Here is a 434-nt window from a genome sequence, read left to right as displayed (position 1 = left end):
GACAGCAAGGTGCTGGTGGTGCCGCAGACCTTCCGCAAGTTCGATCACGGCGCCATGGCCCACCACCTCCAGCACTCACTGCCCAAACTCGAGCATGTGCTGGTGATCGACGGCCAGGGCGAGGAGAGCTTCGAGCGGGTGCTGCTGGAGCGCGCCTGGGAAGAGGAGATCGACACCGCCGAGCTGTTCAAGGCACGCCGCCCCTCGGGTGACGACGTGGTACAGATCCTCTATACCTCCGGCACCACCGGTAAGCCGAAGGGGGTGATGCACACCTCCAACACCCTGTTCAGCAACATCCGTCCGCTGGCGGAGCGCCTGGCCCTGGGCGAAGAGGACAGTGTCTTCATGCCCTCGCCGCTGGCCCACCAGCTGGGCTTCCTCTATGGCCTGATGCTGCCGGTCTATCTGAAGAGCACCGCGGTGCTGCAGGA

Annotated in this window: 1 protein-coding gene; it reads left to right on the top strand. The window is 64.7% G+C overall.

Features of this window, described 5'->3' with window-relative positions:
- On the top strand, positions 1 to 434 hold a 434-nt coding region (locus tag IOC61_RS15945), incomplete at both ends, for an AMP-binding protein (protein WP_195689732.1).

The sequence above is a fragment of the Halomonas sp. KAO genome, assembly GCF_015595025.1.
Taxonomy (GTDB): Bacteria; Pseudomonadota; Gammaproteobacteria; order Pseudomonadales; family Halomonadaceae; genus Halomonas.
This window is presented reverse-complemented; position numbering and strand designations above follow the sequence as displayed.